We start from the raw sequence: 23,303 nt of genomic DNA, 5'->3' as shown, positions 1-23,303 counted from the left end.
TGGGGAATGAGGGACGAGGGAGGGGGGGCCTGCATGCTTCGTCGGCTTTATGTGAATCATTTTCGTTGTTTAGTGAACTTTGAGGTGAAGTTTGGCTCGTTGCACCTGATTATGGGGGCAAACGGTTGTGGAAAGTCAACTGTTTTTGATATTGTGGATAGAATTCGTCGTTTTGTGACAAACGGAGCGAAAGTGACAGAGGTTTTCCCCCCCGAGGACTTGACCAGTTGGGTAGCCCGGGACGAACAGCGCTTTGAGGTGGATGTTGAGGGCAATGGGGGCTTGTATGCCTATAGACTTGCCATAGGGCATACGAAGGATCGCAAGAAAGAAAGGGTCGACCTTGAAGAGCTGCTATTTAATGGGAATCCGCTCTTTCGCTACGAGCAAGGTTCAGTACACCTCTTCCATGACGATCATGAACCAGGCCCCATCTACCCCTTTGACTGGAGTTACTCTTCTTTGTCGACCATTATCTCTCGGTCAGACAATACGAAGTTGACTTGGTTTAAAAACTGGCTGGAGCAAATGATCATTCTAAAGCCTCTTCCACAGGACATGACCGCCTTAGCCTCCGAAGAATCATCGAGACTGGAATACAGCGGTGCAAATTTTGCCTCTTGGTATCGCTATTTATCCCAGGAACATCAGGATAGGATCTTTTCTCTAATAAATCGATTGAAAGAGATTGTTCCTGGCTTTTATTCCTTTAAACTGGAACAAGAAGGAAATACAAGAGTGTTAAGAGTGGGGTTTGCAGACGAAGAGATACATGGGTCATCTCCCTTTTACTTTGATTTTGACCGACTGTCCGATGGACAGCGTATTCTTCTTGTCCTTTATTCTCTTTTGTGTGACGTAGAGGGGCAGCATCGCACTCTATTTTTGGATGAGCCGGGCAATTATTTAAGCATTGATGAGATTCAGCCATGGCTTGTAGAACTGAGTGACCTTTGTGCAGAAGAAGAGGTACAAGCGGTTTTGATCAGCCACAACCCCGAGTTGATCGATTATCTTGGGGGAGCCTACGGACTATGGATGGATCGAGAGCCTCTCGGCCCAGCAAGAATTCGAGCTATTGCATTGAGCGAGGAAGAAGGTAAAGGCGAAGCGGGAGCATGGGGGCAGCCGCTGAAGCTGTCAGAACGCATCGCCAGGGGTTGGCAAGAGTGAAGAGGCGTCGTGTGCAAATAGTCGCTCTCTGCGAGGACAAGCAGCAGGAGTTTTTTGTCAGACACTTTCTGCTGGCAATGGGGTGGGGAAAGAAACGCTGGGCTGCTATCCGATACGAAACAAGTCCCTCGGGTAAAGGTGCTGCTTCTGGATGGGTTCTGCAGAGTTTTCCCAAGGAGCTTCAGTATTACAGGCAGCACAAAAACAAGGTAGCCTCGGCGCTCATTGTAATGATTGATGCGGACAACCAAAGGGTTGAAACTAGGATAAAATCTCTTGAGGATCACTGTACAAGGATAGGGCTTCCCTTCAGGACGCAGGAGGAAGCTGTCGCGATTGCCGTCCCTAAACGTAACATTGAAACGTGGATTGCCTATCTTGAGGGGTGCGACGTGGACGAGGGGCAGGATTACAAGGCGATGGGGAAGGCAATGGTTATTGATTGCCGATCATGTATTTCAAATCTTGCTTCCGCGTGCAAGGCGAAGGCTCTGCCCCCGGGTGCTCCTGATTCTCTGGCCATGGCATGCAGAGAGTATCGAACCCGCATCGTCCCCATGCAGGACTATCCATGATCGTTCTTCCTTGGCCGTCCTTGCTTCGCCGTTGACGGAGCCCTGTCCTATCTCCTGCCGCTTCCTCAAGGAGCCTGCTCCGAAGGATGGTTCTCGCCGCAAAAACGTGTCCCGTCCCGGGACCCGGCAACCTTAGGAGGTGGAAACGATGAACATCGAACAGTTGGATATCGAAGGCTATCGTTCCCTCCGCAATGTGAGCTGGCGGCCCGGGAACCTCAACATCATCATCGGCCCCAACGGAAGCGGCAAGTCCAATCTGCTGCGCTTTCTGGAACTTCTCTCCCTGTCCGCCCAAGGCAGGCTGGGCAAGCACATCCAGTCCCTGGGAGGCATGGACCCGATCGTTTGGGACGGGGAAGCCCCTTCCATCCGGTGTGTCCTGAAGACGACCACTCTAGGGGATGATCGAGCCCCGGAACAATACGAGCTGGAAATGGCCCGGCTGGGAACCAGCAGTTCCTACCGGATCGGAAGCGAACGCCTGATCAATTCTTTCGATGTGCGATCAGGTTTGAAGGAACAGCCCTTTGTTTTCCTTGATCGAAAGGGGAAGACCGCCGTTCTTTTTGACGTAGAACAAAAACGTTTTACCACTCCCGAGGATTTTATTTCGGAGGAGGAGACCCTGCTCTCCCTGGCTTCCGGTCCCTTCACTCATAACCCGCGCATTCCGCCCTTCCAGCGGGAGCTGGCTTCGATAGCCGTTTACCACGACATCCTTACCCATAGAAATGCCCCGGTCCGTGGCCCCGTGGTTGCCCGAAGGGAGGATCGAGTGGATCCGGATGGACAGAACCTCGTCTCGGTGCTTCACACGTTGTACACGGGAGACCGGGAGTTCAAGCGGGATCTCCATCTTGCCATGCGAGGTGCCTTTGGCGACGATTTTGAGGAGCTGGTTTTCCCCCCTGCTTCCGACCAGAGAGTGCAGATGCGGATTCGCTGGAAGACGCTGAAACGAGAACAATCGACGGCGGAGATGTCCGACGGAACGCTTCGCTTTCTCCTCTTGTTGGCGGTCTTTGCAAACCCCTCGCCTCCTTCGGTGATCGCCATCGATGAACCGGAGACGGGACTTCACCCGTCCATGCTGCCTCTTGTGGCGGAGTTTGCGGTGGATGCGGCTTCCCGCTCCCAGGTCGTCCTGACGACCCACTCCACTCAACTGCTGGATGCCTTCACGGAGACGAAGCCTGTCACCACCGTGTCGGATTGGAAGAACGGAGAGACGGTGCTTCGGACCCTGAACGGCAAAGAATTGGACTACTGGTTGCAGGAGTACTCCCTTGGCACCCTCTTCAAGTCCGGGGAACTGGAGCAGATGTCATGAAGTTTATTCTGTTTGTTGAAGGGCACACAGAAGACAAGGCGCTTCCCGCGTTTTTGAAGAGATGGCTTGATCCGAAGCTGGACTTTCCCGTCGGCATACAGACCGTTCGTTTTGACGGTTGGCCGGATCTTTGGCAAAGTGCGGCGAAGAAGGCGAAGATGTATTTGAAGGGTTCTTCAAAGGATAAGATCATCGCGGTGATCTCTCTCTTGGATCTTTATGGACCGACGATCTACCCGGTGCACTTGACGGGCATAGACGAGCGAGTTGCCTGGGGGAAACGGGAGTTGGAGAACCAGGTGAAGGAAGAAAAATTCTTTCATTGCTTCGCCGTTCACGAAGTGGAGGCCTGGCTCCTGAGCCAGCCGGACCTTTTCCCTTTAGGTGTCCGTAATGCTTTCCCGGGAAAGATCGTGGATCCGGAAACGGTGAACTTCGACGAACCACCAGCGAAGCTCTTGGATCGTCTCTATCGTCAACATACGAAGCATCCCTACAAAAAGGTCATTAACGGAAGGGACCTTTTCAGCCGGCTGGACCCGGACAGGGCCTGTGAGAAGTGCCCGCAGCTTCAGGATCTGTTGGATACAATGCTTCGGTTGGCGCGGGAGAGGGGGCCCGTTCCCAGGAGGCAGGGTGAATGAGCCCGTTGCAGAGGGCTTTTCTCTTGGAGGCCGCAGGGCGGTATCTTTGGTGGCAGCAGCCCGAGGAGGCCCTTGCGTGTCCCCGGAGGATCCTGGCCCAGGTGATGAACCTTGGAGTGTGGGAGGACTGGTGCCGCATGACGGCGCTCTTCACCCCCGAGGAACTGGCGGAGGTCTTGGCCCATGCGGAGATGGGGCAGTTCTCGCCCCGCTCCTGGAGCTTCTGGCATTGCCGTTTCTCGAAGGAGATCCCTCCCATGCCTCACAGGATCGCTCCGTGAGAAGCATTACAAGAATCGTGGTCTCTTTGAGGTCGGTTGGTAATCCTTGTGGACAGATGCAATGTGACCAGAGCAATGCTTTCTGGGAAAGGTGGTGGTCCCCATGGAACGTTGGGTTTCTGCTGAAGCGACAATCAACCCCACCGCCCGCCTGGGCTTCGGCGTGGTGGTGGAGGAGGACGTGGAGATCGGCGCGGGGGCGGAGATCGGCCACCACGTGGTGATTCGCTCCGGGGTCCGCATCGGCCCGGGGTGTCGCATCGGCGACCAGACCGTTCTGGGCAAGCGGCCCGCCTCGGCGGCCAACAGCGCCGTCACGCAGGAAGCGCCGGAGCTGCCTCCCCTCGTCCTGGGGGAAGGGTGCATCGTGGGGGCGGGGTGTGTCCTCTATCGGGGGGCTACGCTGGGCCCCAAGGTCTTCGTGGGGGACCTGGTCACCCTTCGGGAGGACGTGACCGTGGGAGACCTCACCATCCTGGGCCGGGGCGTCACGGTGGAGAACAAGGTCACCATCGGCAGGAAGGTGAAGGTCGAGACGGAGGCCTACATCACCGCCCTCTCCATCGTGGGGGACTACTGCTTCATCGCCCCGGAGGTGACCTTCACCAACGACAACTTCCTGGGCCGCACGGAGGAGCGCCGGAAGCACTTCGGCGGCCCCACCCTGCGCCGGGGGGCCCGCATCGGGGGCAACGCCACCCTGCTTCCGGGGGTGGAGATCGGGGAGGATGCCCTGGTGGCGGCGGGCAGCGTGGTCACCCGGGACGTGCCCCCGGGGGTGGTGGTGGCGGGGGTCCCCGCCCGGATCCTGCGCCCTGTGCCCACGGAACAGCTTTTGGAACACCAGGTCTTCTACGACCGATGAACAGACGAAGAGGTGGTTGGGAACAGGAAACCCCAGTCGAAGGACGGTGGCGCTGGTGAAGGTGGTCTCGTTGGTGGGGGCTCGCCCCCAATTCGTGAAGGAGGCCATGGTGAGCCGGGCGGCGCGCCGCCTGGGGGCGTGGCGGCATGTGCTGGTCCACTCGGGGCAGCACTACGACTGCAACATGTCGGACATCTTCTTCCAGCAGTTGGAGATTCCCGCGCCGGACCATTTCCTGGGGGTGGGCTCCGGGTCCCACGGGAAACAGACCGGCGAGGTCCTGGTCCGCTTCGAGGAGATTCTGCTGTCGGAGCGCCCCGATGCGGTGCTGGTCTACGGAGACACCAACACCACCCTTGCGGGGGCCTTGGGGGCGGTGAAGCTCCGAATCCCCGTGGCCCACGTGGAGGCGGGGTTGCGCCAGGAACCACGAGACATGCCCGAGGAGATCAACCGGGTCCTGACGGACCGGGCATCGACCCTCCTCTTCTGCTGTTCCGAGCGGGGACGGACCGTCTTGGCTGACGAGGGCATCCGCCAGGGGGTACACGTGGTGGGGGACGTCATGTACGATCTGTACCGGACCATGGTCCCCTCGTTGGACCCCGACGCTGCCCTGCGGCGGTGGGGGCTGCGACGCGGTGCCTTTGCCCTGGCGACCCTCCATCGGGATTTCAACGTGGACCGTCCGGAGTCCCTGGAGGGCATTCTGCGAGGCCTTTGCCGGGTTCAGGTGGAGACGGGTTGGCCGGTTCTGTTGCCCCTGCACCCCCGCACCCGAAAGCGAGTGGAGGAGTTCGGGCTTCAGCCTTTCTTGGAACCCCTTCATGTCACCGAACCCCTGGGGTATCTGGAGCTTTTGTCCTGCCTCCAGGAGTGTGCCCTGGTCCTGACGGACAGCGGAGGGTTCCAGAAAGAGGCGTACTTTGCCGGGAAGCGGGCGGTGGTTCTGATGCCCGACACGGCATGGAGAGAGCTGGTGGAGACCGGTTGGAACCTTTTGGCCGCCCCCGAAGAAGGGGCCATCTGGAGGGCTTCTCTGGGTGCCCTCGATCCCTACCCTTACCCGCAGGAACTCTACGGGGAGGGAAGGGCGGCGGAATCTCTCGTGGCCGTTTTGGCGGGGGCTTCTTTCCCGTCATGAGTTTCGATAAAGGGGACGGATATCGTTGACGCTTTTTGATCAGATCACCCAAAAAACCGCCACCGTCGGGGTGGTGGGGCTGGGGTACGTGGGGCTTCCCCTGGCGGTGGAGAAGGCCAAGGCGGGGTTCTCCGTCCTGGGGTTCGACATCCAGACGGACAAGGTGGACCGGGTCAACCGGGGGGAAAACTACATCGGTGACGTGGTGCCGGAGGAGCTGGCTCGCCTGGCCTCTTCGGGCAAGCTTGCCGCCACCGCCGATTTTGCCCGCATCGCCTCCTGCGACGTGGTGGCCCTGTGCGTCCCCACCCCTCTGGATTCCTTCAAACAGCCGGACCTTTCCTTCGTGAGGGCCTCGGCGGAGTCGGTGGCTCAGCACGCCCACCCGGGCATGTTGGTGCTCCTGGAGTCCACCACCTACCCGGGAACCACGGAGGAAGTGGTCCGCCCCATCTTCGAGAAGCGGGGCTTTACCGTGGGGAAGGACCTCTTCCTGGCCTTCTCTCCTGAACGGGTGGACCCGGGAAACGCACGTTTCAAGACCAAAAACACCCCCAAGGTGGTGGGAGGCTGCACCCCCGAATGCACCCGCCATGCCCGGGCCCTCTACGAAGCGGTACTGGAGGCCCCCGTCTTCCCCGTGCGCAGCCCCAAAGAGGCGGAGATGACCAAGATCCTGGAGAACACCTTCCGCATCGTCAACTGCGCCCTGGCCAACGAGATGGCGGTGATCTGCCACAAGATGGGCATCGACGTGTGGGAAGTCATCGCCGCGGCGGCCACCAAACCCTTCGGTTTCGTCCCCTTCTATCCGGGGCCCGGCGTGGGGGGGCACTGCATCCCCATCGATCCCTACTACCTCACCTACCGGGCTCGGGCGGAGGACTACCACACCCGACTCATCGAGCTGGCGGGGGACATCAACGACGAAATGCCCTCCTACGTGGTCTCGCGGCTTCAGGACCTTCTCAACGACCAGGCCAAGCCCCTCAAGGGTTCTCGGGTCGTCCTCCTGGGGCTGGCCTACAAGGGAGACATCGAAGATCTCCGAGAATCCCCGGCCCTCAAAGTATGGGAACAACTGGAAAAGAAGGGAGCCCAGGTGGTCCCCGTGGACCCCTACTGCCCCACCGTTCGGTGGCGAGGAGAGGAGTGCCTCACCCAAGAACTGACTGCGGAGCTGCTGGATTCCTGCGACGCCGTCCTGGTGACCACGGCGCACCTGCACCGGGTGGACTACCGACTGGTTCTGGACCGGGCACCCCTGGTGCTGGACGCCAAAAACGTGCTTGCCCAGGTTTTGGGAAAAGAAGCGGCAAGCCCCCGGGTTTTCCGGCTTTAGGTGTGGCGCACCCGCGAGGAGAGGTGATGTCCCGTTGACGATTCTTTCTCGACCGCCATTGGACCTGACCGCCCTGAGGAACGCCCTGTCCCAACTGGATCGGGCTCTGGAGTTTCACGAAAGGGCGGCCCAGGAAGGACAGGATGAGCTGGCGGAACAGCTTCGGGCCGCCTGCATCCAGGCCTTCGAGTTCACCTACGAACTCTCCTGGAAGATGTTGCGTCGTTATGGGGCTCTCACCGAGCCGAACCCCCAGGAGGTGAAGTCTTTGCCTTTCCCGGATCTCATCCGCTGGGGGTGCGAGCGGGGATTGGTTCTGTCGGACTGGACGGCCTGGATGGCCTACCGGGAGGCCCGGGGCACCACCAGCCACACCTACGATGGAGCCAAGGCCCAGGCGGTCTTTGCGGTGATCCCGGCCTTTCGGGACGAGGCGCGCTTTCTCCTGGCGCGATTGGAGGAGCGGATCGCGTGGTCCACGTAGAAGAAGAGCACCTTCGGGTTCTGCGGGAGATTCTCCGTTCCCGCGTCCCCGAGGGGGAGGTTTGGGCTTTCGGTTCCCGGGTTGCGGGGACCCACAGCCCTTTCTCCGACCTGGACCTGCTTCTGTGCCTGCCTCGGCCCCTCTCCCTGGAGGAGCGGGGGTTGCTCTGCCAGGCTTTGAGCGAGTCCCCCCTGCCCTTTCGGGTGGACGTGGTGGAGGAGAGGGATCTGGACCCGGCATTTCTTGCTTCCCTGAAAAGGACGACGGAGCGGATCGTATAAAGTAGAACAATCACAGGATCATTCTCTGGAGGTTGAAAACCATGCTGCGCATCGCCTTGGTCGGCTGCGGCCGCATCAGCAAAAACCACATCGAGGCCATCGAAGCCCTTCGACAGGAGGGGAAGGCCCAACTGGTGGGGGTCTGCGACCTCCTCTCGGACCGGGCAGAGGCGGCAGCGGCCGTCGCCGGTTCCCCATGCCGTCCCTTCACGGACTACGCGACCATGCTTCGGGAGGTGGAGTGCGACCTCGTCTCCCTCTGCACCCCTTCGGGGCTTCACCCCCGCCATGCCATTCAGGCGGCCCGGGCGGGCAGGCACGTGCTCTCCGAAAAGCCCTTGGGGACCTCTCTGGCGGCGGTGGACGAGGCCATCCGGGTCTGCGACGAGGCGGGGGTTCTCTACATGGAGGTCAAGCAGAACCGCCTCAACCCCCCCATCCGGCTGCTGCGTCGGGCTTTGGAGGCAGGGCGTTTCGGACGCCTCCACATGATCACCGCCAACGTCTTCTGGACCCGCCCGCAGGAGTATTACGACCAGGCCCCCTGGCGGGGCACCTGGGAGTTCGATGGAGGGTGCCTGTCCAACCAGGCGGCCCACTACGTGGACATGGTCCAGTGGATGGGCGGTTCGGTGGAGCAGGTTTTCGCCCTCTCCTCCACCCTGGGACGGCGCATCGAGGCGGAGGACACCATCACCGTAGGCCTCAAGTTCCGCAGCGGTGCCATCGGCAGCATCAACGTCTCCGTCCTCACCTACCCCCGCAACCTGGAGGGCAGCATCACCGTCATGGGAGAGAGGGGCACCGTGCGTGTAGGAGGAGTGGCCATGAACCGCATCGAGCAGTGGCAGTTTGCCGATGACGATGTAATGGATCAACAAGTAAAATCTGTTGGTTACGAACCGAAGAGTGTTTATGGAAGTGGGCATAAGTTTGTTTACGAAAATGTGTTGAATGCAGCTGTGGGAGTGGAGGCTAAAGTGGTGAATGCCAGAGAAGGCAGGAAAACAGTTGAACTAATTGAAGGGGTTTACGGTTTTGCGGAAAGCAAACGCGGATAAAATTGCAAAGGGTGAAGTTTTTTGAATATAATATTGATTACTGACTCTTTGGGCATGCCCAGAAAGGGGATGCCAGTGCAAGATACCTGGGTATATCAATTCTTGCAAAAAGTGGGGAGTAACGGGGTGGCTTATACCTATCTCAGGAGAGGTCTAACCACAAATGATGTGGTTTTAGACTTAAATGATTTATTTTGTGAATTTTCTCCAGATTTTGCCGTAGTTCAGGTGGGAATATGTGATTGTAGCAAGAGGATTGTGGGTAAAAGGCTTGAGTTTTTGTTGTTTCGCGTCCCTCTTGTGGGTTTTATTTATAAAAAAATAAGAAAGAAGTTTTCATACACCCTTACGAAGATCTTCGGCACGAGGTATGTTGAAATTGATAAATTCAAAAAAAATATATCTAAAATTGTAGATATATGTGTATGTAAAGGTATCAGGCTGTGTTTGCTTGGGATATGCCCTCCCGGAGGGTATATAAAATCGATGGTTCATGGAATATCAGAGGATATATCCTTGTATAATGGAACAATTGATACAATAACGCAGCTAAATGAGAATTGCGAGTATATCAATCCTTATCTTATGCACGAAGACGACATTCTGACAATAGAAGATGGGCATCACTTAACTAAATTGGGTCATTTGTTAGTTTATAATGCAATTAGCTTGTATTTTGACAGTATTGCAGTTGCTAGGTCTGATGGCAAATCTGATAACAGATAATGTTCCTTGGAACTTCTTTGAGATTGAACAGCCATTTTGTGGTTGTTATAACTTAATTAGCCGGGGAAAATGCCTTATATGCTACTTTCATCGATTAAGCAGGATATGTGGTGCCCAAGAGGTGTAACAAGGGGAAGCTGCTCTCTAGGAAATGGCCAAGCAGTGGTTAGATTAAAAAACTCTTGATGGTCCTTGTGTTGATCTCTTGGAAAACTCTATGGAATAAAAATAGGCCCTGCCTGAGAACTACTGTCATGCCTTCAGAGGTAAAATTTAGACATGAATTGGTTGTTGTGGAAGTTAATTGGTTAAATGCACCCCCTCTGTTGCGAGATTATGTCGACAAGCAAAAGAGAGGAGTCCTAAAATTGGGGATCTTTAGGGAACTAGTAAGGGCAATCATTCCTCACCGCTTCGTTCCGTTTATCCGTTATCTTTGGAATAAACGTCGTCCGAGCTTAGCGATCCTGGACATCACCGCCGTCTGCAATGCACAGTGCCCGTTTTGCCCGCGAGTGTACATGCCGGAGGAGCGGACGAAGGGCTTCATGAAGATGGAGCTTTTTGAAAGATGCGTGAACGAGCTGAAAGCGCAGAGGATTAAAGACGTTCGCCTGTACGCGACTTCCGAGCCGACGCTGCACCCCTGCTTCGACGAGATCGTGCGACGACTGAAAGCCGAGGGGATGTCCATCTGCGTCTCCACTAACGGCGCTTTCCTCATGAGGCACCGGGACAGCCTCTTGCTTGTGGATACGCTGCAACTCTCCATCGACGGATGGGACAAAGAGTCGTACGAAAAGCTACGCTATCCGTTGAAGTTCGATGTCATACAGGAGCAAGTGTGCTCGTTCTCCGCCTACGCGAAGGAACACACGGATCGTCCGGAGATATCGGCCCATTTGCTTTTAACTAAAAAGACGGACATAGCTCAATACCTCGACTGTTGGGGGGAGTTCGTCGATAAAATAAGCATCAGCTTCCTCATGGGGACGACGCGCTTCGACGGAAGCCGTTTTATCACGGAACACCCGGAGGATCTCAAAGATGATTTCTATTCTTTTGAGTTTAAAAGGGCACGTAGCTGCAACTATCCTTTTGATACGCTGACAATTTCTTTCGACGGTAAAATATCCCTCTGCTGCGCGGATTTTTCTGCCGAACTGCCTTTGGGCAACATCGTCGTGGGGATGAACAAGGTGTTTCACTCCCCGATGTTGCGAAAGATTCGTCGAAGCTTTTTGTGGGGCGCTCCCGATATCTGCGCTGGGTGCAATATGTTCCACAAACCCTTAAAGGAAGATGTGGCAGCTCTTCGTATGGAGATAGAGGCACTGTCGCATGCTCACAAGGGCAAGTTGGTGGTTTGCGTATGAGCGTTCTGGTCACCGGAGCGGACGGATTCATCGGGTCCCACCTTGCGGAAGCCCTGGTCAGGGAAGGGTACGTCGTGCGGGCTGTGGGCCTGTACAATTCCCTTGGTTCCTGGGGGTGGCTGGATCGCATCGCCCCCGAGCTTGCGACGAAGCTCGACGTTGCTCTCGGGGATGTACGGGATCCTCGTTGGGTTCGAGGTGCCATGGAGGGATGCGAGGCGGTGTTGCACCTGGCGGCGCTCATCGCCATTCCCTACTCCTATCGGGCGCCGGATTCCTACATCGACACCAACGTCAAGGGGACGCTCAACGTCCTGCAGGCGGCTCGGGAACTGGGGGTGCGGCGGGTGATCCATACCTCCACCAGCGAGGTCTACGGGACGGCCCGCTACGTTCCCATCGACGAGAACCATCCCCTTCAGGGACAGTCTCCCTATTCCGCTTCCAAGATCGCGGCGGATCAACTGGCCTATTCGTTCTACGCCTCCTTCGGGGTGCCGGTGGTGACGGTGCGTCCCTTCAATACCTACGGTCCGCGGCAGTCCGCTCGGGCGGTGATCCCCACCATCATCTCCCAGATCGCCTCGGGAGCCCGGGAGATCCGCCTGGGGGCTCTCTCCCCCACCCGGGACTTCAACTACGTGGCCGACACGGTTTCCGGGTTTCTCGCGGCGCTTGCAAGCGATGCGGGAGTGGGGGAGGTGGCCAACCTGGGCAGCAACTACGAGATCTCCATCGGCGAGTTGGCAGAGCTGATCGCCGACGTGATGGGGGCCAAGGTCTCCATCTGCTGTGAAGAAGAAAGGCTGCGCCCGAAGAACTCCGAGGTGGAGCGCCTCTGGGCGGACAACCGCAAGGCGATGGAACTTTTCGGGTGGGAGCCGAAGTACGCAGGGCGCGAGGGGTTGCGCCGGGGCCTGGAGGAGACGGTCCGCTGGTTCTCCGATCCCCGAAACTTGGCGTGCTACCGTACGGACCGGTACATCCTATGAGCAGGGCCGAGGGGGATGAGGCATCATGAACGGCGGGATTCCTTCGAAAGAGCGCTCCCTTCTTCTGGATGCCCCGAACCTGGGGGAACTGGAAAAGGAGTATCTGTGTCGGTGCGTGGATGAAAACTATGTCTCCACCGTGGGCCCCTTCGTGGGAGAGTTCGAGGAACGCTTCGCTGCCTATGTGGGGTGTGCTCGGGCCGTGTCCGTCCAAAGCGGCACGGCGGCTCTCCATGTGGCCCTGATGGTTTCCGGCGTCGGCCCTGGGGACGAAGTGATCTGCCCGGCCCTGACCTTCGTGGCCACCGCCAACCCTATCCTCTACGTGGGAGCCGTCCCGGTGTTCGTGGACGTGGACCCGGAGACCTGGACCCTGGATCCTCGGGGTGTGGAACGGGCCATCACCCCCCGAACTAAGGCTGTTCTTCCCGTGCATCTCTACGGGGTTCCCTGTGCCATGGACGAGCTGGGGGAATTGGCGAGGAGACACGGCCTGACGGTCATCGAAGATGCCACGGAAAGCCTGGGGGCAACCTACCAGGGGCGCATGACCGGCACCTTCGGACACCTGGGGTGCTTCAGCTTCAACGGCAACAAGGTGCTCACCACCGGAGGCGGGGGCATGATCGTCACCGACGACGACGAGCTGGGGGGGCGGATCAAGCACCTGGTGAACCAGGCTCGAGACCCGCAGAAGGGGTTCTGGCACACCGGACTGGGTTGGAATTACCGCATGACCAACCTGGAGGCGGCCCTGGGCCTGGCGCAGTTGCAGCGCCTTCCCGGTTTTCTGGAAAAGAAGCGGGATTTCGTCGGCGCCTATCGGGAAATCCTGGACGACTTGCCGCAGGTGCGCTTCCAGCAGGCACCGGAAGGTAGCCTGCCCTCCTGGTGGCTCCCTTCCGTGACGCTTGAAGGTACTGCTTCCGTGTCCTCCGCGCAGGAAGCCCTCCGGGAACGGGGAGTCCCCACCCGGCGGGTGTTCCAGCCTCTCCCGGCGCTGCCCCAGTTTGCTCCTTTTGCTAAGGGGACGTATCCCGTGGCGGAGCATCTCTTCGCCCGGGGGCTGAACCTCCCCGGGTCCACCTGCAACGATGATGGGATGATTCGCTTCGCCGCCGAAGCGCTGCGGCGGGTGCTTTCGGAAGGCGATCAATGAGGAAGATCTGCGTGGTCACCGGCACCCGGGCGGAGTACGGGCTCCTGTACTGGCTCATGCGGGAGATTCAGGCGGCAGGGGACCTGGAGCTTCAGGTGGTGGCCACGGGGACCCACTTGGTTCCTCGGTTTGGGGAGACCGTTCGGGAGATCGAGGCGGACGGGTTTGCCATTGCCGGAAGGGTGGATATGCTTTTGGCCTCCGATTCCGCCGAGGGGGTAGGGAAATCCCTGGGCCTGGGGACCATCGGCTTCGCGGAAACCTTCGCCCGTTTGCGTCCCGATGTGGTGGTGCTGCTGGGAGACCGATTCGAGACGTTGGCCGCTGCCCAGGCGGCGCTGGTGGCGAGGATTCCGGTGGCGCATCTGCACGGGGGGGAGTTGACCCAAGGGGCCTTCGACGATGCCATCCGTCATGCCGTCACCAAGATGGCTTCGCTGCACTTCGTGTCTTATCCGGTCTATCGGGATCGGGTGATCCAGCTCGGTGAGGTCCCCGAAACGGTGCATGAGGTGGGACCCGCCTGTATTGATTCCCTTACCCGGGAACCTCTGCTGGGCAGGGAGGATTTGGAGAAGAAGTTGGGTTTTCCCCTTGTGGCTCCTGTCGGGGTGGTGACGTACCATCCGGAGACACTCTGTTCTCTTTCTCCGGACGAGCAGGTGCGCGTTTTGCTGGGGGCCCTGGAGGGGTTCCCCTGGGGGACCTGGGTCTTCACGGGATCCAATGCGGACACGGGAGGAACCTGTATCAGAGAACAAATCCTCGCGTTCTGCGCACGCCATGGAGAACCCTGCCGGTTTGTCGAATCCCTGGGAAGGCGCCTGTATCCGGCTCTCGTGGCGGCTAGCGATGTGGTGTTGGGCAACTCCTCCAGCGGGATCGTTGAGGCTCCGTTACTGGGGACTCCCACCGTGAACGTGGGGGACCGACAGAAGGGTCGACTTCGCCCGCCTACCGTCCTGGACGTCCCCTTCGACGCGGGGCGGATCCGGGAAGCCCTTTCTTTTTGCCTGGAATCGGCGATGAAGGGGCAGGCCCGACGACAACGGGAGGAAGCCTGCCGCAGGAACCCGGCGGCGGAGATGGTCCGCATCCTGCGTACCTGGAAGCCTGGCGGAACGAAGGGATTCTATGACCTGCCTCGGGGGAGGGATTGAGATGTCCGAAGGAAAGGTCCTGATCATCGCCGAGGCGGGGGTGAACCACAACGGATCCCTGGACATGGCGCTGCGGCTGGTGGATGCGGCGGCCGAGGCGGGGGCTGACGCAGTGAAATTTCAGACCTTTCGGGCCTCCCGGTTGGTGCGCCGTGATACCCCGAAGGCCCGTTACCAGGTGGAGAACATGGGGGGCGAGGGGACCCAGTTGGACATGCTGCGGGCCTTGGAGATGGACGAGGCCATGCATGGTGCCGTGGTGGATCGGTGTGCCCAGCGCGGGATCCGCTTCCTTTCCTCCCCTTTCGACGAGGAGAGCGCCGATTGGCTTGTGGAACGATTCGGCATGGAGCGCGTCAAGATCCCTTCCGGCGAGATCACCAACGGTCCTTTCCTGCTGCACTTGGCAAGGAGGGGGTATCCGGTGATCCTGTCCACGGGCATGAGCACCCTGGGGGAGGTGGAGGAAGCCCTGGCGGTTCTTGCCTATGCTTATGTCCAGGGGGAAGAGCCTCCATCCAGGGAAGCGTTTTTGCGGGCCTTCTGTTCGCAGCGGGGCCAGGATGCCCTGGGGAAAAGGGTGGTGCTCCTTCACTGTACCAGTGAATACCCGGCGCCCCCGGAACAGGTGAACCTGAAGGCTATGGAGGCCCTTCGGGTTGCTTTTGGCCTCCCCGTGGGGTTTTCGGACCACACGGAAGGGGTCGATGTCCCCTTGGCGGCGGTGGCTTTAGGGGCCTGCGTGCTGGAAAAGCATTTCACCCTGGACAAGACCTTGCCCGGGCCGGATCATAAGGCATCTCTTGATCCGGGGGAGCTGCAATCCCTGGTTCGGGGGGTTCGGCGGGTGGAACGGGCTCTGGGGGGGGCTCGGAAGAGATTCTCCCCGGAGGAGGAACAGAACCGTTCCCTGGTCCGTAGGAGTCTGGTGGTGAATCGAGGGATCCGCAGAGGAGAACCCTTGGAAGGGGTCCTTGGCGTCAAGCGTCCCGGCACGGGGCGATCGCCCATGGAATACTGGGCGGCGTGTTCGGAGGTTGCGGAGCGGGATTATGACGCGGACGACTTCCTCTAGCTCTCTGCCCTTCCTTCTCCTGGGAGGTGGTGGGCATGCCCGGGTTGTCCTGGATCTTCTGCAGGAAAGGGGCGACAGAGTCCTGGGTTTTCTGAGTCCCGACGATGCGTGTTCGTTCCTCTATGGAATTTCCCGACTGGGAGGAGACGAGATCCTCGGAGAATGGACCCCCGATCAGGTGGCGTTGGCCAACGGGATCGGATCCGTTGGAGATCCGGGACCTCGCGTCCGGGTATTCGAAGAGTGCCGCCGCAGGGGATTTCGATTCCCTCCTCTCGTCTCCGTTCACGCTTGCGTCTCCTCCTGGGTTGTCCTGGAGGAGGGTGCGCAGGTTCACCGAGGGGCGCTGATCCAGGGGGGGACCAGGATCGGAGAGAATGTCCTCGTCAACACCGGAGCGATGGTGGATCACGATTGCGATGTGGGGGAGCATGTACATGTGGCGCCCGGCTGTGTGCTTTCGGGGGGGGTTCGGGTGGGAGCGAGGACCCATCTGGGGACGGGAGCCGTGGTGATCCAGGGCATCCGAATCGGGGAAGATGTATTGGTGGCAGCAGGGGCCGTGGTGACGGGAGATGTCGCAGACGCAAGACGAGTCAGGGGTATCCCTGCCCGGGTAAACGAAAGGGGTGGTCTGTCGTGAGATTCTGTACCCGTTGTGTCATGCCAGATACAAGACCGGGCATCCGCTTTGACGATGAGGGGGTCTGCTCCGCTTGCCGGGCGTACGAGCGCAGAAAAGAGATCGACTGGGAAAAGCGCTACGAAGAGCTGAAGGCCCTCTGCGACAGACACCGCAACACCGGTCCCTTCGGTTACGACTGCATGATCGCCGTCAGCGGCGGCAAGGACAGTCACTTTCAGACGCACGTGATGAAGGAGAGAATGGGGATGAACCCTCTTCTCGTCACCGTGGAGGACAATTTCCCGATGACCGAGGCGGGGAAGAACAACATTCGAAACATCTCCGAGGCGTTCGGCTGCGAAATCATCGCCATCAAGCCGAACATCCGCGCGCAGAAGCGCCTCATGCGCACCATGTTCGAAAAGCACGGCAAGCCGACGTGGTACGTCGACCGTCTTATCTACACCTATCCGCTTCACATGGCCGTGAAGTTCAAGATACCTCTTCTGGTATACGGAGAGAACATCAGCTACGAGTACGGCGGACACGGAGCAGAGGAGACTTCCTCGGCAAGAGAGCAGATTTCCAACGGTGTCGCGGCGGACATCCCTGTGGAAGAACTGCTGGACGGTGTTGTCTCCACCAAGGATCTCACCCTCTGCCAACCGCCGACAGAGGAGGAGATGAACTCCATCAAGCCTGTCTACCTCAGCTACTTCCTTCCATGGAACAGCTACTCAAACTACCTTTTTGCAAAATCCGCAGGCTTCCACGATCTGACGCACGAGTGGGAACGGAAGCACAACATCGAGAACTTCGACCAAGTGGACAGCAGAGCTTACACGGTTCACTACTGGATGAAATACCCCAAATTCGGGCACCAGATCGCCACGGACTATGCGTCCCGCTTTATCCGCTACGGGCTGATGACACGGGAGGAGGCCGTCGAACGGGTCCGTCGGCACGATCACGATCTGGACCCGTTGGCGGTAAGGGATTTCTGTGCATTCTGCGGCTACTCCGAACGTGAGTTCTGGGGGATTGTAGAGCGGTTCTACAATCGGGATCTGTTCGAGAAGGATCGCTTCGGACGATGGGTTCTCAAACATCCGGTCTGGGAACAACAGAGGGTATCGGATGCCCGTTAGCGACTTGGAAGGTCTTCTGGTGGCGCCGGAGGCCACCATTCGGGATGCTCTTTCCGTGATCGATAGGAATTCCCAACGGATGGCCCTTGTGGCGGACCCGGAAGGAAAGCTTCTTGGGGTCGTGACCGACGGAGATGTGCGGCGGGGCATCCTTCGAGGGGTTTCCCTGGATGCCCCTGTGGTTCGCGTGATGAATCCCAGGCCTCAGAGGACCCGACCGGAGGAACCTCGGTTCTCTCAGCTTCGTCGCATGAAGGACCTGGATCTGCCTTTCCTGGTCCAAGTAGACGAAGAGGATCGCGTCGCGGGAATCGTTCGCTTTGCCGATATGGCCATGCCCCGGAAGAGGAAGAACCCCGTCCTTCTGATGGCGGGCGGGCGTGGCTCCCGTCTCTGGCCTCTCACGGAATCCTGCCCCAAACCGATGCTTCGAATCGGGGACAAGCCTATCCTGGAGCTGATCCTGGAGAACCTGATCGCCTACGGTTTTGAACGGTTCATCCTTTCCGTGAACTACCTGGGGGAACAGATTGAAGGTCACTTCGGAGACGGAGCTTCCAGGGGGGCGCACATCGAATACCTCCGGGAAGAATCGCCCCTGGATACCGCCGGTGCCCTGGGTTTGCTGTCACCATCTCCCGAGTCCTCCCTGCTGGTGATGAACGGGGACATCCTCACGGACATGGATTTCGCAGCCCTAGTGGACCGGCACGAGCAATCCGGGGCTGCGGCGACGTTGTGCCTCCGGGAAGTGCGTTACGAGGTTCCCTATGGGGTGGTGGAGGAGAAGGACGGACAGGTCGCGGCGATCCGAGAGAAACCCGTTTTTTCCTATCAGGCCAGTGCGGGGATCTGCGTGCTGGAACCGCGGGTCTGCGCCTTGGTGGAGCCCGGGGCAGCCTGTTCCATGCCTGCCCTGCTGGAACGGCTGATCGCGAAGAAGGAAAGGGTGTGCTCCCATCTCATCCGGGGACTCTGGATGGATGTGGGCAGGATGGATGATTTTGCATTAGCGCAAAAAATGTTGTGTGACTGGGGGGGGCAGAGACACAGGATTTTCAAAAGTAATAGGGTATAGCTATCTTAACGAAGGGGAGGTAGTGAAATATGGATGATCTTTCTATTCTAGAGGCAAATAAAAATAATTACGAGGGCCTATATTCAAAAGAACAAGCCTTTCTAAGGTACCCTGCGGATTGGATTATTAGGTTTCATAATATGTTCATGAGGGAAAATATTCCCCAGGGAGCGAAGATATTAGATTTCGGTTGTGGATCCGGGAACAACTCTGTTTTTTTTATAAAAAACAACTACGAAGTTTATGGAGTAGACGTAGCACCTTCTTTTATAAGCCTAGTAGAGAAGAATCTCAAAAGCAATGGATTAAATGAAGCTTTAATAAGCAATTTTCGGCAAAAGGATCCCAATACGCCAAAAATTGATTTTCCTGATAGCTTTTTTGACTTTATAGTGTCCAATCAAGTTCTTTATTATATGCCTAATGAGGATTTTTTACATAAAGTATGTGCTGAAATGCTAAGAGTGCTAAAGCCTGGCGGATATGTCTTCTTTACTATGATGGGAATGAAAAATTACTATATTACGCATCATTCCAAGAGGATAATTAATGATCGGATATATGAAGTTATAATTGACGATCCTAACCATAGATTATTCGGGGTTAGAGAATTGATCCTCATAGCAAGAGATGAATCGGATTTATGCCGTCTTTTTAAATCATTCGAGCCGGTTTCAGTGGGTTATTTTGACCAAAGCATGTTTGATATGTATAGCAATTTCCATTATATTTTCGTTGGAAGAAAAACAAATGGCTGATAATGAAATATTCCTTGCCGTATAATGGATAAAAATGGGTAATTATGGTATTTTTTGTTGTTCGAGTGTTGTTGCTGCGGAATTAATTCGTAGTTATCGGTGGTTAATCCGGGCTATTTGAGTCGGGGGCTTCTAGAGAGGCTATTAAGGGTCTATCTATTGATACCGAAGAAACTAACGCTACAAAGAGAAAAATAGTGTTTATTGAGATGATTGGACTGTTTGTTTAGTGGATTTGGCTATACATGCATAGTGAGATGGGGATCGGCCAAAAATCCTAGGTGCTTGTTATGGAAATGCGATATGCTTGGGTGTCGTTTTTTGAGTTTTATCCAATAATCCCCTGGGTTGGTCGGAGAAGGTTTGTTTCGCTCTGAGTGGTTTGAGTATGTTGTTTTTCTTGTTTGCAAGGATTATGGCCATAACGAAACCGAGCGGAGGGGCGTCGATGTTTGAGGGCAAGCGGATCCTGGGCATTCTTGCCGCGCGGGGGGGATCCAAGAGGATCCCCGGAAAGAACCTGAGGGATCTTGGCGGTCGTCCTCTGATCATTTGGTCCGTGGAGGCGGCGCGGCAGGCGAGATTCCTGGACCGACTGGTCCTTTCCACGGAGGATGGGGAGATCATGGCCTGCTGCCGCAAAGCGGGATGCGAAGTCCCCTTCGAGCGCCCGGCGGAGTTTGCCACCGATACGGCCACCAGCGCTTCTGTGGTGCGTCACGCGCTGGTATCCCTCGAGGAGGAATACGACTATGTTGTTCTCCTACAGCCCACTTCCCCCTTCCGGCTGGGGGAGGACATTGACCGGGGTATCGCGCTCTGCGTGGAGCGACGAGCGCCTTCTGTGGTGTCCCTGAGCTCCCTCAGGGAAAAACCGGCCTGGATCTACCGGGTCGACGAGAATGATCGTTTGTGTCCTCATGAGGATGCCTGGCGAGGGGACGAAGGAGCCTGGGGGGTGTTGAACGGGGCGGTTTACGTGATGGAGCGACGCTGGTTTCTCGAAAACGAGGCTTTCATTGGCCAGGAAACCCTGAGTTTCTTCATGCCCCCCGAAAGATCCGTGGACGTGGACACGGAAGAGGATCTCCTCTGGGCCCGCTTCCTCCTAAGTCGGAAGGGGCATGGGAGCGTCGTGTCCCCGTTGTCCGGTGTGTAGCAGCGTGACTAGGGAAAGGGAGTTGAGCCTGGAGGACCTTCTGGCGGTGGAGGACGACCCTTGCCTGCTGGACTATCGGTGCCCCGAGACGGGTATTCTTTTGTGGCCCGCGATCCGCTGTGTCTTCTTTCGGTTCCTGATGGAAGATCTGCTTTACGGGGCCCCCTTGGTGGAGACTCAAAACAAGCCGCCCCTGACAAAGGCTCTCTGGACATCCATGAAAGGCTGGGGACACAATCGTGCCTTTCGCGGCAGGGGTGATGTGTTATTGGTGGCCAGCGGTTCCGGAGTTCGCCAAGACGACGGACGGTGGTTCAATCGGCTGGCAGATCCCTTTGCGCTGCTGTTCCCGGACCGTTCTGTCCTTGTGGAGGACTTCTTCGACTGGAATTGGCCTGGTGCTCGATGCAACCAGAGAGTGCTCTATCGGTTCCCGTTTCTGGTCAAGGCTCTGGTACGGGAGAGATTCGGAGGGGGATCAGCTCGAAGGGCACTGGCTCGGGATTTGGTGGCCCTGGTGAGGGTTCGTGCGGAGGATCTTCTGCATTGGCGACTGGACGAGGACCGTACGGTCTTCCTCGAGAGGATGCTGGTTCGGAAGCTTGCGGGGATGTCCTCCCGCCAAACGATATACCGGGAACTCCTGAAAAAACTGAGCGTCCGGCTGGTACTTCGTGAGGAGGGGTGCTACGGGCACAGCGCCCCCCTTTTTTCGGCCGCCCGTTCTTTGGGGATTGCGACGGCGGAGTACCAGCATGGAGTTGTAAGCAAGGGACATTATGCATATATGTTTGCTGCTAGCCTTTTGAAGAACGTGGAATTCCGCTGGAATCTTCCGGAGCACTTCCTGGGATACGGGAAGTGGTGGAACGAGCAGTTCAACGCTCCCCTGCTGAAGCATGTCGTAGGCAACCCGTATCGGGAGTTTGCCTTGGAGGATCGGGGAAAATCGGTGCCAGATTCTTCCCGAGTTCTGGTGCTGGGCGACGGGATCGAGACGGAGCGTTATCTGGCCCTTTGTCGAGAGTTGGCGAGGGTTCTCGGGGCTTCGGGACAGGTGTGGTTTCGCCCCCATCCCCTGGAACGAAGTCGCGTGAGGGAGAGTTTCCCCTCGGGCAGGAGCGGCGATGTGTTTCTGGACGACCATCGGGATATCTATGGTGCCCTCCTCGCGGCCTCTGCCGTGGTCAGCGAGGTCTCCACGGGACTCTTCGATGCTGTCGGGCTTGCGAACAAGATTCTGGTGTGGGATACCCCGAAAGCCCGATTCGCTTACCCCGAGCTTCCTTTCGAATCCTTTACGGACGTGAACGAGCTTGCGGAGAAGATTCGGGACCCTAACGCCGGAAGGGTTTCGCTGGAATCGGTGGATGAGATCTGGGCGCCGAACTGGCAGGAGAATTACAGCTCCTTTCTGGAGCAGGTGGGTTGTCTTTAGGTCGATTTGTCGGGCCAAAAGCGGCGGGGGGAGAGGACATGCCGACGAAGGGTGCCGTCATCGTAGACTACGAAACAGGAAATCTGGGTTCTCTGCGCAACATGCTCAAACGCCTAGGGGTGGAGGCGGAGATTTCCGGAGACCCTTCGGTCCTTTCTCGTGCTTCGGCGATCTTCCTTCCGGGGGTCGGAGCCTATGACCGAGGCATGGGTAACCTGAACCGTCTGGGTTTGGCGGTGCTCCTGAATGATCTGGTTTTGAAGCGCCGGGTCCCCGTGCTGGGGATCTGTCTGGGCATGCAGCTGTTGTGCGGAGGGAGCGAGGAAGGAGATCTGCGGGGATTGGGATGGATTCCCGGTCGCTGCGTCCGCTTTCGTGAAGCCCCGGGGAAGCGGGTTCCGCTCATGGGATGGCGGCCCGTTGCCCCGAGGAAACCCGATGCCCTTCTGGACGGCATGGACCCCAAGGCTCGGTTCTACTTCGTCCATTCCTACCACATGGCGTGTGAGGATCCTGCGGATGTTCTGGCCACCAGCGACTACGGCGATCCGTTCGTCTGCGCCGTTTCCCGAGGGAACATCCGGGGGGTGCAGTTTCACCCGGAGAAGAGCCTGCGTCATGGGATGAGGGTTCTGGAGAATTTCTGCAGGGGGTGCGGCCTGCTGTGATCGATACCCGGATCATCCCCTGCCTGCTGATGCACGAGAACGGACTGGTGAAGACCGAGCGCTTCGGGGATCCTCGCTATGTGGGCGACCCGGTCAATGCGGTGAGGATCTTCAACGAGAAGGAATGCCACGAACTGGTTTTCCTGGATATCGACGCCACCCGGCGAGGATACCGACCCCGGTTCGACGTGATCGAACGGATTGCCGGGGAGTGCTTCATGCCCCTGGCCTACGGGGGAGGGGTTCGCGATCTGGAGGACCTCCGGATCATCCTGTCCCTGGGGGTGGAAAAGGTGGTCCTCAACACCGTGGCCTTCGAGAATCCGGAGTTCGTGAGGCGCGCCGCGGACGCCTTCGGCAGCTCCACCGTGGTGGTCTCCGTGGACGTGAAGCGTCGTCTGTGGGGCAAGGTCGAAGTGGTGACGAGGGGAGGTGCCGGAAGGACCGGCATGGCCCCGACGCCCTACGCCAAGAGGATGGAGGCCCTGGGAGCGGGGGAGATCATCCTGGGGGCGGTGGACCGGGACGGAACTCGGCGGGGCTACGATCTCCCCCTGATCCGCGACGTGGCCTCCGCTCTTTCCGTTCCCCTGGTAGCCCTGGGAGGAGCGGGTTCCCTGGAGGATCTTCGGGATGCGGTGCAGGCGGGGGCCTCCGCCGCCGCTGCAGGCAGCCTGTTCGTGTTTTACGGCAAGCATCGGGCGGTGCTCATCCAGTTCCCCCAGGACGAGCAACTGCTGGAGGCGGGACTGACCTAG

The 23,303-nt window shown here is 58.0% G+C and carries 25 protein-coding genes; all 25 read left to right on the top strand.

Translation table 11 applies throughout. The features are described from left to right. Nucleotides 1-33: 33 nt before the first annotated feature. The 25 genes from APAU_RS13080 (at nt 34) to APAU_RS09125 (ending at nt 23,303) form a co-directional block, all read left to right on the top strand. Entirely contained in the window at nt 34-1,173 is a 1,140-nt protein-coding gene (locus tag APAU_RS13080) for an AAA family ATPase (RefSeq protein ID WP_006301478.1), read from the top strand. Further along, nucleotides 1,170-1,748: a hypothetical protein gene (locus APAU_RS13360; protein ID WP_006301477.1), complete on the top strand. Its 579-nt coding sequence runs from the start codon at nt 1,170-1,172 to the stop codon at nt 1,746-1,748. The genes APAU_RS13080 and APAU_RS13360 overlap by 4 nt, the downstream gene beginning before the upstream one ends. A gap of 148 nt (nt 1,749-1,896) precedes the next feature. Next, the gene (locus tag APAU_RS09220) at nt 1,897-3,081 is read left to right on the top strand and encodes an AAA family ATPase (RefSeq protein WP_006301475.1); all 1,185 of its coding nucleotides are present in this window, start codon (nt 1,897-1,899) and stop codon (nt 3,079-3,081) included. After that, nucleotides 3,078-3,725 (top strand): DUF4276 family protein, encoded by a 648-nt coding sequence (locus APAU_RS09215; protein WP_006301473.1) that lies wholly within the window; start codon nt 3,078-3,080, stop codon nt 3,723-3,725. Before APAU_RS09220 ends, APAU_RS09215 begins: the two co-directional genes overlap by 4 nt. After that, nucleotides 3,722-4,006, top strand: a complete 285-nt coding sequence (locus tag APAU_RS09210) for a hypothetical protein (protein WP_006301471.1) — start codon at nt 3,722-3,724, stop codon at nt 4,004-4,006. The genes APAU_RS09215 and APAU_RS09210 overlap by 4 nt, the downstream gene beginning before the upstream one ends. A gap of 103 nt (nt 4,007-4,109) precedes the next feature. After that, complete coding sequence (locus tag APAU_RS09205; RefSeq protein WP_006301470.1) at nt 4,110-4,871, top strand: acyltransferase; 762 nt, start codon at nt 4,110-4,112, stop codon at nt 4,869-4,871. A gap of 46 nt (nt 4,872-4,917) precedes the next feature. Continuing rightward, nucleotides 4,918-6,015, top strand: coding sequence for a non-hydrolyzing UDP-N-acetylglucosamine 2-epimerase (wecB, locus tag APAU_RS09200; protein WP_232207729.1), 1,098 nt, complete (start codon nt 4,918-4,920; stop codon nt 6,013-6,015). Nucleotides 6,016-6,040: 25 nt separating this feature from the next. Beyond that, nucleotides 6,041-7,357: a nucleotide sugar dehydrogenase gene (locus APAU_RS09195; protein WP_006301468.1), complete on the top strand. Its 1,317-nt coding sequence runs from the start codon at nt 6,041-6,043 to the stop codon at nt 7,355-7,357. A gap of 34 nt (nt 7,358-7,391) precedes the next feature. Further along, nucleotides 7,392-7,841, top strand: a complete 450-nt coding sequence (locus tag APAU_RS09190; protein ID WP_006301467.1) for an HI0074 family nucleotidyltransferase substrate-binding subunit — start codon at nt 7,392-7,394, stop codon at nt 7,839-7,841. Further along, nucleotides 7,829-8,122, top strand: a complete 294-nt coding sequence (locus tag APAU_RS13555; protein ID WP_006301466.1) for a nucleotidyltransferase family protein — start codon at nt 7,829-7,831, stop codon at nt 8,120-8,122. The genes APAU_RS09190 and APAU_RS13555 overlap by 13 nt, the downstream gene beginning before the upstream one ends. A 41-nt stretch (nt 8,123-8,163) precedes the next feature. Further along, complete coding sequence (locus APAU_RS09180; RefSeq protein ID WP_006301465.1) at nt 8,164-9,183, top strand: Gfo/Idh/MocA family protein; 1,020 nt, start codon at nt 8,164-8,166, stop codon at nt 9,181-9,183. Nucleotides 9,184-9,309: 126 nt separating this feature from the next. After that, nucleotides 9,310-9,909, top strand: a complete 600-nt coding sequence (locus APAU_RS13350) for a hypothetical protein (protein WP_156789474.1) — start codon at nt 9,310-9,312, stop codon at nt 9,907-9,909. Between the two features lie 368 nt (nt 9,910-10,277). Further along, on the top strand, nt 10,278-11,285 hold the full coding sequence (locus APAU_RS09175; protein WP_006301463.1) for a radical SAM/SPASM domain-containing protein: 1,008 nt from the start codon (nt 10,278-10,280) through the stop codon (nt 11,283-11,285). Beyond that, nucleotides 11,282-12,277, top strand: coding sequence for an NAD-dependent 4,6-dehydratase LegB (locus APAU_RS09170; RefSeq protein ID WP_006301462.1), 996 nt, complete (start codon nt 11,282-11,284; stop codon nt 12,275-12,277). The genes APAU_RS09175 and APAU_RS09170 overlap by 4 nt, the downstream gene beginning before the upstream one ends. A 25-nt stretch (nt 12,278-12,302) precedes the next feature. Then, entirely contained in the window at nt 12,303-13,436 is a 1,134-nt protein-coding gene (locus APAU_RS09165; RefSeq protein WP_006301461.1) for an aminotransferase class I/II-fold pyridoxal phosphate-dependent enzyme, read from the top strand. Next, nucleotides 13,433-14,596 carry a UDP-N-acetylglucosamine 2-epimerase gene (gene neuC / locus APAU_RS09160; RefSeq protein ID WP_006301460.1) on the top strand — a complete coding sequence of 388 codons (1,164 nt, stop codon included), beginning with the start codon at nt 13,433-13,435 and terminating at the stop codon, nt 14,594-14,596. Before APAU_RS09165 ends, neuC begins: the two co-directional genes overlap by 4 nt. 1 nt (nt 14,597) lies before the next feature. Then, nucleotides 14,598-15,671, top strand: coding sequence for an N-acetylneuraminate synthase (neuB, locus tag APAU_RS09155; protein WP_006301459.1), 1,074 nt, complete (start codon nt 14,598-14,600; stop codon nt 15,669-15,671). Further along, nucleotides 15,649-16,314 carry an acetyltransferase gene (locus APAU_RS14910; RefSeq protein ID WP_006301458.1) on the top strand — a complete coding sequence of 222 codons (666 nt, stop codon included), beginning with the start codon at nt 15,649-15,651 and terminating at the stop codon, nt 16,312-16,314. Before neuB ends, APAU_RS14910 begins: the two co-directional genes overlap by 23 nt. Further along, complete coding sequence (locus tag APAU_RS09150) at nt 16,311-17,444, top strand: N-acetyl sugar amidotransferase (RefSeq protein WP_006301457.1); 1,134 nt, start codon at nt 16,311-16,313, stop codon at nt 17,442-17,444. The genes APAU_RS14910 and APAU_RS09150 overlap by 4 nt, the downstream gene beginning before the upstream one ends. After that, the gene (locus tag APAU_RS09145; protein ID WP_006301456.1) at nt 17,434-18,522 is read left to right on the top strand and encodes a nucleotidyltransferase family protein; all 1,089 of its coding nucleotides are present in this window, start codon (nt 17,434-17,436) and stop codon (nt 18,520-18,522) included. The genes APAU_RS09150 and APAU_RS09145 overlap by 11 nt, the downstream gene beginning before the upstream one ends. A 29-nt stretch (nt 18,523-18,551) precedes the next feature. Beyond that, a complete protein-coding gene (locus APAU_RS13070) occupies nt 18,552-19,280 on the top strand; it encodes a class I SAM-dependent methyltransferase (protein ID WP_006301455.1) in 729 nt (242 codons plus the stop codon). A 388-nt stretch (nt 19,281-19,668) separates the two neighbouring features. Then, a complete protein-coding gene (locus APAU_RS09140) occupies nt 19,669-20,439 on the top strand; it encodes an acylneuraminate cytidylyltransferase family protein (RefSeq protein ID WP_232207726.1) in 771 nt (256 codons plus the stop codon). 4 nt (nt 20,440-20,443) lie between these two features. After that, a complete protein-coding gene (locus APAU_RS09135) occupies nt 20,444-21,877 on the top strand; it encodes a hypothetical protein (protein WP_156789473.1) in 1,434 nt (477 codons plus the stop codon). Between the two features lie 38 nt (nt 21,878-21,915). Then, nucleotides 21,916-22,545, top strand: a complete 630-nt coding sequence (gene hisH / locus APAU_RS09130; protein WP_006301452.1) for an imidazole glycerol phosphate synthase subunit HisH — start codon at nt 21,916-21,918, stop codon at nt 22,543-22,545. Continuing rightward, complete coding sequence (locus tag APAU_RS09125) at nt 22,542-23,303, top strand: AglZ/HisF2 family acetamidino modification protein (protein ID WP_006301450.1); 762 nt, start codon at nt 22,542-22,544, stop codon at nt 23,301-23,303. The genes hisH and APAU_RS09125 overlap by 4 nt, the downstream gene beginning before the upstream one ends.

This window comes from Aminomonas paucivorans DSM 12260, from assembly GCF_000165795.1.
GTDB lineage: Bacteria > Synergistota > Synergistia > Synergistales > Synergistaceae > Aminomonas > Aminomonas paucivorans.
Note: the sequence above shows the minus strand (reverse complement) of the source record. Positions and strands in the feature narration are given on the sequence as shown.

What these genes read in the sequence shown, in the direction of transcription:
- APAU_RS13080 (WP_006301478.1), top strand. Translation starts at nt 34, where the DNA reads ATGCTTCGTCGGCTTTATGTGAATCATTTTCGTTGTTTAGTGAACTTT.
- APAU_RS09220 (WP_006301475.1), top strand. Translation starts at nt 1,897, where the DNA reads ATGAACATCGAACAGTTGGATATCGAAGGCTATCGTTCCCTCCGCAAT.
- APAU_RS09215 (WP_006301473.1), top strand. Translation starts at nt 3,078, where the DNA reads ATGAAGTTTATTCTGTTTGTTGAAGGGCACACAGAAGACAAGGCGCTT.
- APAU_RS09210 (WP_006301471.1), top strand. Translation starts at nt 3,722, where the DNA reads ATGAGCCCGTTGCAGAGGGCTTTTCTCTTGGAGGCCGCAGGGCGGTAT.
- APAU_RS09205 (WP_006301470.1), top strand. Translation starts at nt 4,110, where the DNA reads ATGGAACGTTGGGTTTCTGCTGAAGCGACAATCAACCCCACCGCCCGC.
- APAU_RS09180 (WP_006301465.1), top strand. Translation starts at nt 8,164, where the DNA reads ATGCTGCGCATCGCCTTGGTCGGCTGCGGCCGCATCAGCAAAAACCAC.
- APAU_RS09170 (WP_006301462.1), top strand. Translation starts at nt 11,282, where the DNA reads ATGAGCGTTCTGGTCACCGGAGCGGACGGATTCATCGGGTCCCACCTT.
- APAU_RS09165 (WP_006301461.1), top strand. Translation starts at nt 12,303, where the DNA reads ATGAACGGCGGGATTCCTTCGAAAGAGCGCTCCCTTCTTCTGGATGCC.
- neuC (WP_006301460.1), top strand. Translation starts at nt 13,433, where the DNA reads ATGAGGAAGATCTGCGTGGTCACCGGCACCCGGGCGGAGTACGGGCTC.
- neuB (WP_006301459.1), top strand. Translation starts at nt 14,598, where the DNA reads ATGTCCGAAGGAAAGGTCCTGATCATCGCCGAGGCGGGGGTGAACCAC.
- APAU_RS14910 (WP_006301458.1), top strand. Translation starts at nt 15,649, where the DNA reads ATGACGCGGACGACTTCCTCTAGCTCTCTGCCCTTCCTTCTCCTGGGA.
- APAU_RS09145 (WP_006301456.1), top strand. Translation starts at nt 17,434, where the DNA reads ATGCCCGTTAGCGACTTGGAAGGTCTTCTGGTGGCGCCGGAGGCCACC.
- APAU_RS13070 (WP_006301455.1), top strand. Translation starts at nt 18,552, where the DNA reads ATGGATGATCTTTCTATTCTAGAGGCAAATAAAAATAATTACGAGGGC.
- APAU_RS09140 (WP_232207726.1), top strand. Translation starts at nt 19,669, where the DNA reads ATGTTGTTTTTCTTGTTTGCAAGGATTATGGCCATAACGAAACCGAGC.
- hisH (WP_006301452.1), top strand. Translation starts at nt 21,916, where the DNA reads ATGCCGACGAAGGGTGCCGTCATCGTAGACTACGAAACAGGAAATCTG.